This window comes from Streptomyces sp. 5K101 (assembly GCF_046506645.1).
In the GTDB taxonomy this organism is placed as follows: domain Bacteria; phylum Actinomycetota; class Actinomycetes; order Streptomycetales; family Streptomycetaceae; genus Streptomyces.
Genome location: NZ_JBKFFO010000050.1, coordinates 1 through 6,482 on the forward strand (window position 1 = coordinate 1; position 6,482 = coordinate 6,482).

The following is a 6,482-nucleotide window of genomic DNA, read 5'->3' on the forward strand; positions in this document are numbered from 1 at the left end:
GGTGATGGCCATGCACGCGTCCTGACGACGCCCCGCACACCGGGCAGGCCACGGTGTCCTGCGGAGTCCGTGCCCGCACCACGATCCGCTCACCCTCGTCGACCACATCCTCGATGACCAACGGGGAAAGACCCGAAAACACCGTCTGCACAAACTCATTGACATCCTTCACACGAATGTCAACGACCCTCACGACTCTCCGTCACCACCGAATGCGAGACAGGGCCGATCGATTGACAGACCCACCCAACGGCCCCTGGGTAGTGGCCCCGGGGACCGCGCTGGGCACGGGCCCGGGGCCACCGGGGTGGATCAGGGGTTGCAGGTCGCGCCGGTGTCACGCCCTTCACACCGCCGCGGTGGACGAGCGGCTCAACGAGCACGGGTTCATTGTTCCGGGGTGGGGCACGTCGGGGACCGGCAGTACAGGGTGGTGTGAGGGTCTAACGCACTCGCTTGCTGCGCAGCACCAGCCACAGTAGCCATGCCTGAACGAGGCCGCCGAGCGTGAGAAGCAGGACGTAGGCGGTTCCCTGGGCGGGAATGAACCCCAGCAGCAGCGAGCTGGGCAGGGTAACCAGGAACAGCCACATGGCGGCGAAGCTCCCCGGCTGCAGTGCGCTGGCGATGATGACGAATGTGGCCACGGCGAGCACGATCACCGCATAACCACCGGAGATCGCCAGGGCGCCGGTTCCCCGACGGTACCGGGCGGCGGCTTCCTTCAGGCGTTGTAGCGGACGAAATGGCATCGTGCAACCTTTCGAAAGGCTGATGCCGCGCGGTCCGGCAACGTCGTGTTGCCGGACCGCGCGGCAGTGCTGGTGTCAGGTGTTACTTGCCGTTGTTCGGGTCACCGGCGCGCACGCCCTGGCGGTAGATCCAGGCGTCCGCTTCACACGCCCAGCGGCTCCATGCGGAGTATGCCGGGCAGGTGTGGTCTTTCAGGGTGATGTAGAAGAGGTCGTCAACGCTTTCCTTCTCCGCGTACTTCGCGTAGCCGGTGGCGATGAGGCCGTACCCGTAGTCGTGCATGTCGCATGCTGGACGGAAGTCGAAGCCGTCTGGCTGGTCCGGTGCAGTGGTGCAGTGGTCGTAGTAGATGCCAACGATCGACTTACCCGTCGGCGTCACTTTCCACGACGGGCTCCGCCAGCCGTAGTGGCGCACCGGGTCCGCCCAGCAGGTGTTCGCGCCCCACATGTAGTTTCTGGCCGAGCACAGCTGCGCAGGGCTCACGTCGCTGTCGCCCTTGGTCGCTACGACTTCGCCGTTCGACTCGTACCGCATTGTCCAGGATCCCCGCAGCAGCGAGTCGACCTTGGTGAGACGGCTTTGGTCGTCGTACGCATATGAACTCTGTTGGCCGGCGTTCGGATTTGCAACGACGGCAAGTCGCCCGGCGCTGTCGTAGAGGTAGGTGGCAACAGTCGTTGGTACCGCGTTGCGGTGTGCGGCGGACGCAATGCTGTCGATCATTCCCCGGCTACTGCCCAGGTTCGTGGCCATCGCGGTGGTGGCCGTCGCATAGCTGATGTCCGCGTAAGCGCCGCTGGCGTCACCGCGGGTCAGTCGCTTCACTCGGCCGAGGGCGTCGTAGGTGACGCGGTCCATGCCCGCATCTGGTGTGCCTACGGCGGTGACTCGCCACTGGCCTGCCACCATGCGCCAGACGAAGGTGAGCTGCTTGCTGCCGGTGCGCTCGATAATCTCGTCTGCGTCCCTGGTCAGCTCAGATCCGTCGGCGGCGCGATAGCAGTTTCCACCAGTGTGCTCGTACCGGTGTGCTGCTCCGTTCGGCGCGATGACCCGCACCTCATCGCCGGCCACCTCCAGCGAGAACGCAGTCATACCGCCCAGAAACTCGGCCTGCCAACCGCTGCCGAACACCATCAGGTCGTTGCGTTCGGCCAGATGCGGCGGCAAGGGGGCAGCGAGGTGCTGCCGTGAAAGCGAAAACTCAGGGATGTCGGTGTCGGTGACGACGAACCCGCCGAACGACGGATCCAACCGACCCGGGCCGATCTCCCGCACCTGGGATGCGTCCCTGGTGGGCAGCGCCGCTGCGGTGCCGTCGGCTGCCCACGACTGTTGAGTGTCGGACGGTTGGGGGGTCGCTGCCTGTGCTGGCACCGCACCGCCCAGCAGCAGCCCGGCGGCGACCACCGGGGCGAGGAGGGCCCGGCACAGCCGCCGGGCGGGGTGGGATCTCATGGATGCGTTGTCTCCTTCGTTGATTCCGCGATTCCGACGGCAGGGGCAGAAGTCAGGCCGTCGTGCGGGAGAGCACCTTGCCGGTGCGGGCGTCGATCTCGACTCGGTCCACGTCCGGGACGGGGGCCTTCGACCAGCCCGCCAGGCCGCGGTCGAAGGTGACCGTCCAGCGGCTGGCGTGCCAGGTGTCGGCCGTCACCGTGGCGGCCGTCGTGTGGTCGCCGGTCAGTTCGCGGGCCGTGGCTTCGGCCTGGGCGGCGGTCACCGGGAAGGCGGCGGTGTCGGCGGTGCCCTGGGCGGCGGAGAAGTAGACAACCGCGCCGCTGCGCCGGTCCAGCTCGACGGTCACCTCACGGGCGGCGTCCCGGCTGTCGGCGACGGTCCGCCAGCGCAGCAGCCGCACCGCGTCGCCCTCGATGTGGCTGACGGTCTCGTCGGCGGTCAGCCGCCAGTCCGTGCCGAAGCCGGGGACGTTGGCCGCGGCGAACTCCGCAGCGGCGGCCCGCGCCTGGGCAGCGGTCAGGGTCACCTCTCCCTCGGTCGACGGGGTGCCCACCGCGTCCAGCACGGTGCCGTCCTGCCGCTGCCGGTACTGGACGCCCTCGGCGGTCGTCACGTCCGTCAGCTCGGCGCCGTCCGGCCCCTCGGTGCTGGTCGTGGCGGTGGGGGTGAGCTGGCCGAAGGCGGTGAAGGGGAGGGTGGCCAGCGGCTGGCTGTTCAGCGGCTCGCCGTTGCCGGCGGGCTTGAGGCGGACGCCGGCCGGGTTGCTGACGGCGCCCCGGATGGCGTACTTGTCCCAGCCGCCGGCCTTGCCCTCCTTGGCCACCAGGTCGCTGCGGGCCCGGGACAGCGCGGTGTTGATGGTCACGCCGGTTTTGGCGTGGTAGCCGAAGCGGTCCCAGAAGTAGTTGCCGGAGTAGTTGGTCAGGCTAATCGACGTTCCGGAGGAGGTTGCCGGGAAGTAGACCAGATCGCTGAAGGTGATCACGGAGTCGACGCCCCGCGACACGGCGGCGTCGTTGAAGTTCCCCCACGAGTCGGAGAGCGAGGTATAGCAGCCCGCCAGCACCATCAGCCGCATGTCGTCGACCTCCAGGTACGGGAAGTACTCGGAGACGAAACGGAGGTTGGCGTACGGACTGACCACGTGGGTGGCCGTACCGGCGGCCAGGATCGCGTCCTCGGCGTCGGTGGGGCCCTCGTCGGTCTGAAAGATCCCAGCATTGGAGTGGCCGAACAGACCCAGTACGGCGGCCCCGATGCCGTCATTGAAGGTGTTGTTGGCGCTGCGGCCGTTCGTGTAGCCCTTGGCGTCGTACCCCATCGCGTTCGCGGCGCTGGTGAAGCTGGTGACGCTGTACCGGCTGTCCAGGCCGTCGTTGAAGCGGCGCCCGATGTTCACGTCGGACGCGGCCTGGGAGGGGGAGGAGAGCAGCGTCGCCGACGCCACCCCGGCGAGCGCCAGGGCGAGCCCGCCCCGCAGGGCGCGGGTTATGCCGCGGCTGCTCGTTCTATGCCTGCTTCGAGTCACTGGGTGACCTCTCCGTCGCAGCTGGTGTCTCTGTCAGCCGCTCTACGGGGAAAGGTGGAGGTTGCGTCGCACGGATTCACGATTTTTTCGGCGGGGGGTGCGGGGGTGGTGCCGGGGGTGTTGGAAAGCGGGGTCCCGGCTGTCGTGACCTGCGTGTCTTCCGGCAGCACCGCGTCGGGGAGCTCCGGCGCCTCCGGGGTGCCCGGCAATCCCGGAACGTCCGGTTCCGGCAGTGCGGGGCCCGCGACCTCCGGCAGCCCCGGACCGGCCACCTTCGGCAACCCCGGACTGCCCGGCGACCCCGGCACCCCTGGGGCACCCGCCCCGTCGCCGCCCGGCCCCGGGAGGGCACCCCCGTACGGCAGCCCCGCACCGGGGTCGCCCGCCAGGGTGGCCGAGGGCGCCCCCGGCTCCGGGAGCGTCTCCGCCACCGGGGCGCCCGGCACCGGCAACCCCGGCACCGAGGAGCCCGGCGCCGGGTTCGCCGTGCCCGGGGCGAGCAGGGTCAGCCCGGCGACGGTCAGCGTCACGGCGGCCGCCGCCAGCGGTGCCGCCCCGGCCGGTACGCCACCGCCCACCCCGGTCGAACGGCTCCCGCGCCACGGCCACAGCAGCACGGCCAGCGTCCCGGCCAGCACGCCGCGCAGCGTCTTGCGGGCGCGGGCCAGCAGCGACTGGACGGCGCGGTAGCTCAGGCCCATCCGCTGCGCGATCTGGCCCAGCTCCAGGCCCTGCACCTGCAGCCCCAGCGCCTCGGCCTGCCGTCCGGGCAGCTCCTCCCGGCCGCGCCGGGTGAGCCAGTGGGCCTCGGCCCGGTCGCACACCCCGTCCTCGACGGTGACGTAGCCGGGCAGCCCCCGCGCCGCCCGCTGGTGCACCTCCGCCTCCCGGGCCACCTGCCGGTGCCGGTCGACGCACAGCCGCATCGTCACCGTGGTCAGCCAGCCGCCGAGCCGTTCGTCGTCCAGCTCGGGCCGCTCCATGGCCCGCACCATCGCCTCGTGCACGGCGTCCTCGGCGTCCTCCGGGCTCGCCGACCGCCGCCGGGCCACCCTTAGCAGCGCCTCCCGGTGCCCCCAGATCCGCTGCCACCGCTCGGCTTCCCCGTCCGTGCTCACCGGCCCCGCTCCCTTCCACCGCCTCCGGCAACGGAACCTAGCCAACTCGAAGTGGCTCAGAGGGGGCGGGGGCCGGAACGCGGTGGGGCCCGCGCCCCTCAGAACGCGGGCCTCACCATCGGCGCCGCGCCGTCACAGCACGCAGTGGGTCTGCTCCTCACCTCCGGCCGTCACGGTCACGCACACCTGGCTCACAGCGATCCGGCGACGACTCGCGCACTTCCGTCGAGGTCACCTTGTCCCACTCGACCTCGACGCCCCGGAGCCACCGCCACCACCTCACAGGTCGTAGGCGTAGCTCCGGACGCTCCCCGGCACGATGGCCATGGGCGACGAAGTCACGCAGGTACCGGCGCACCGGTTCGATCGGCTGTCCGTCGTCGTCCTGTGCCTCGTACGGCACGATGCCGCCGGTCGCCCGCTGGGCCGCCGGTGGCGCACCGATGCCAAGGCCCTGTGGGTGATCTCGCGGCTGTGGGCCTACGCCCCCTACCTGCCCGAGCACGACCGGCTGGTCATGCCGCCGTGGGAGGACCCGGCCGCGGTCATGTCCGACTTCCTGGGCACCAACGACGACACCCGGACGGCGAGAACAGCGTCGCGATCGTGCACCCGGCCGTCATGGCCCCGCTGCTGGTGTGGGCGCTGCGCACGGTCCTGGATATGTCCCGGACATCCTGGCCGCCGCCCGCGAGCATCGCCGGCTGCTTGCCGCGATCCCCGACCGTGCCCCGCGCGGCGGCACCGAGGCCACGGTGGCCCAAGCCGCCGGGCGAGCTGCTGGGGGCGGCCGAGGTCGACGCGCTCGGTGGAGCGCATCACCGGGCGCCGCTTCCCGGAGTCGGACAGCAGGAACAGCCGGCGTACGTGGTAGAGCGCCCACGGCATCTCGAGCTCGCGCTCGAACGCCTCCAGGCACGCGCGGTCCCGCGGCGGGAGCGGTCGAACATCTCCAGGAGGGTCTTGCGGCCGTAGAGCTTGGCGTTGGGGTTGAGACTCATCGCCGTGTACTGCAGGCGCAGCACCTCGCCGGCGATGTCCGGGTGGGAGCGCATGCGCTCCAGGTGGGCGGGCAGCGCGCCCATGGAGACGGGGAAGCGGCAAGTTATTGAGAATCGGAGATCGTGTGCGGCCTCTCTGTTGGGGTTTGTAGGGGTGTCCGAGGGGGGCAATGGGTCTCCTGGTCGCCCTTGTCGGGGGCGATCGTCTTCATGAGCTGAGTCAGAGGGACGAAGCTGTCGGCGGTCCCGAGTTCCGTGGGTGTCGGACCGGCGGGGGGGGGTGTGTCTGCGAGCCGCTCGGTGAGGGCGGCCACTGCCTTGCGGTCTCCTTCGAGGGCCTCGCGTTCGTCATCGGTCAGGTCGAGGCGCTCGAGCATTTGGTTGATGCCGTCCTTGACGGCCAGGAGCTGGCCGCGGGTGGACTCCTTTGGGACGTAGAGCGGGCAGCGTGCGCAGGCGAGCCGGTGGGGGCACTTGGCGAAGAAGTCGTAAGTGGGCGGTTCGTGAGTATATGAGTTGTTCTGGTGTCGCCTGATGGTGTGGACGGAGGCGGAACGTGCCGGTCCGATGCCGGTGGCCTGCTGGAATCGGTGGGGTGAGTGAACGCAAGCCGTACCA

Annotated in this window: 5 protein-coding genes and 2 pseudogenes; all 7 read right to left on the reverse strand. The window is 70.2% G+C overall.

Annotated elements, in window-relative coordinates; translation table 11 throughout:
- A pseudogene (locus ACLB9X_RS34185) lies at window positions 1-193 on the reverse strand (hypothetical protein); the annotation flags it as partial.
- Window positions 194-443: 250 nt separating this feature from the next.
- Entirely contained in the window at window positions 444-752 is a 309-nt protein-coding gene (locus ACLB9X_RS34190; protein WP_410364310.1) for an SCO4225 family membrane protein, read from the reverse strand.
- Window positions 753-834: 82 nt separating this feature from the next.
- Complete coding sequence (locus ACLB9X_RS34195; RefSeq protein ID WP_410364311.1) at window positions 835-2,214, reverse strand: phospholipase A2; 1,380 nt, start codon at window positions 2,212-2,214, stop codon at window positions 835-837.
- Between the two features lie 52 nt (window positions 2,215-2,266).
- Window positions 2,267-3,664 carry a PepSY domain-containing protein gene (locus tag ACLB9X_RS34200; protein WP_410364312.1) on the reverse strand — a complete coding sequence of 466 codons (1,398 nt, stop codon included), beginning with the start codon at window positions 3,662-3,664 and terminating at the stop codon, window positions 2,267-2,269.
- Window positions 3,665-3,741: 77 nt separating this feature from the next.
- Window positions 3,742-4,863 (reverse strand): sigma-70 family RNA polymerase sigma factor, encoded by a 1,122-nt coding sequence (locus ACLB9X_RS34205; protein ID WP_410364313.1) that lies wholly within the window; start codon window positions 4,861-4,863, stop codon window positions 3,742-3,744.
- An 818-nt stretch (window positions 4,864-5,681) separates the two neighbouring features.
- The gene (locus ACLB9X_RS34210; RefSeq protein WP_410364314.1) at window positions 5,682-5,948 is read right to left on the reverse strand and encodes a hypothetical protein; all 267 of its coding nucleotides are present in this window, start codon (window positions 5,946-5,948) and stop codon (window positions 5,682-5,684) included.
- A gap of 20 nt (window positions 5,949-5,968) precedes the next feature.
- Window positions 5,969-6,482 (reverse strand): annotated as a pseudogene (locus tag ACLB9X_RS34215) (hypothetical protein); the annotation flags it as partial.

What these genes read in the sequence shown, in the direction of transcription:
- ACLB9X_RS34210 (WP_410364314.1), bottom strand. Translation starts at nt 5,948, where the DNA reads ATGGGCGCGCTGCCCGCCCACCTGGAGCGCATGCGCTCCCACCCGGAC.
- ACLB9X_RS34195 (WP_410364311.1), bottom strand. Translation starts at nt 2,214, where the DNA reads ATGAGATCCCACCCCGCCCGGCGGCTGTGCCGGGCCCTCCTCGCCCCG.
- ACLB9X_RS34190 (WP_410364310.1), bottom strand. Translation starts at nt 752, where the DNA reads ATGCCATTTCGTCCGCTACAACGCCTGAAGGAAGCCGCCGCCCGGTAC.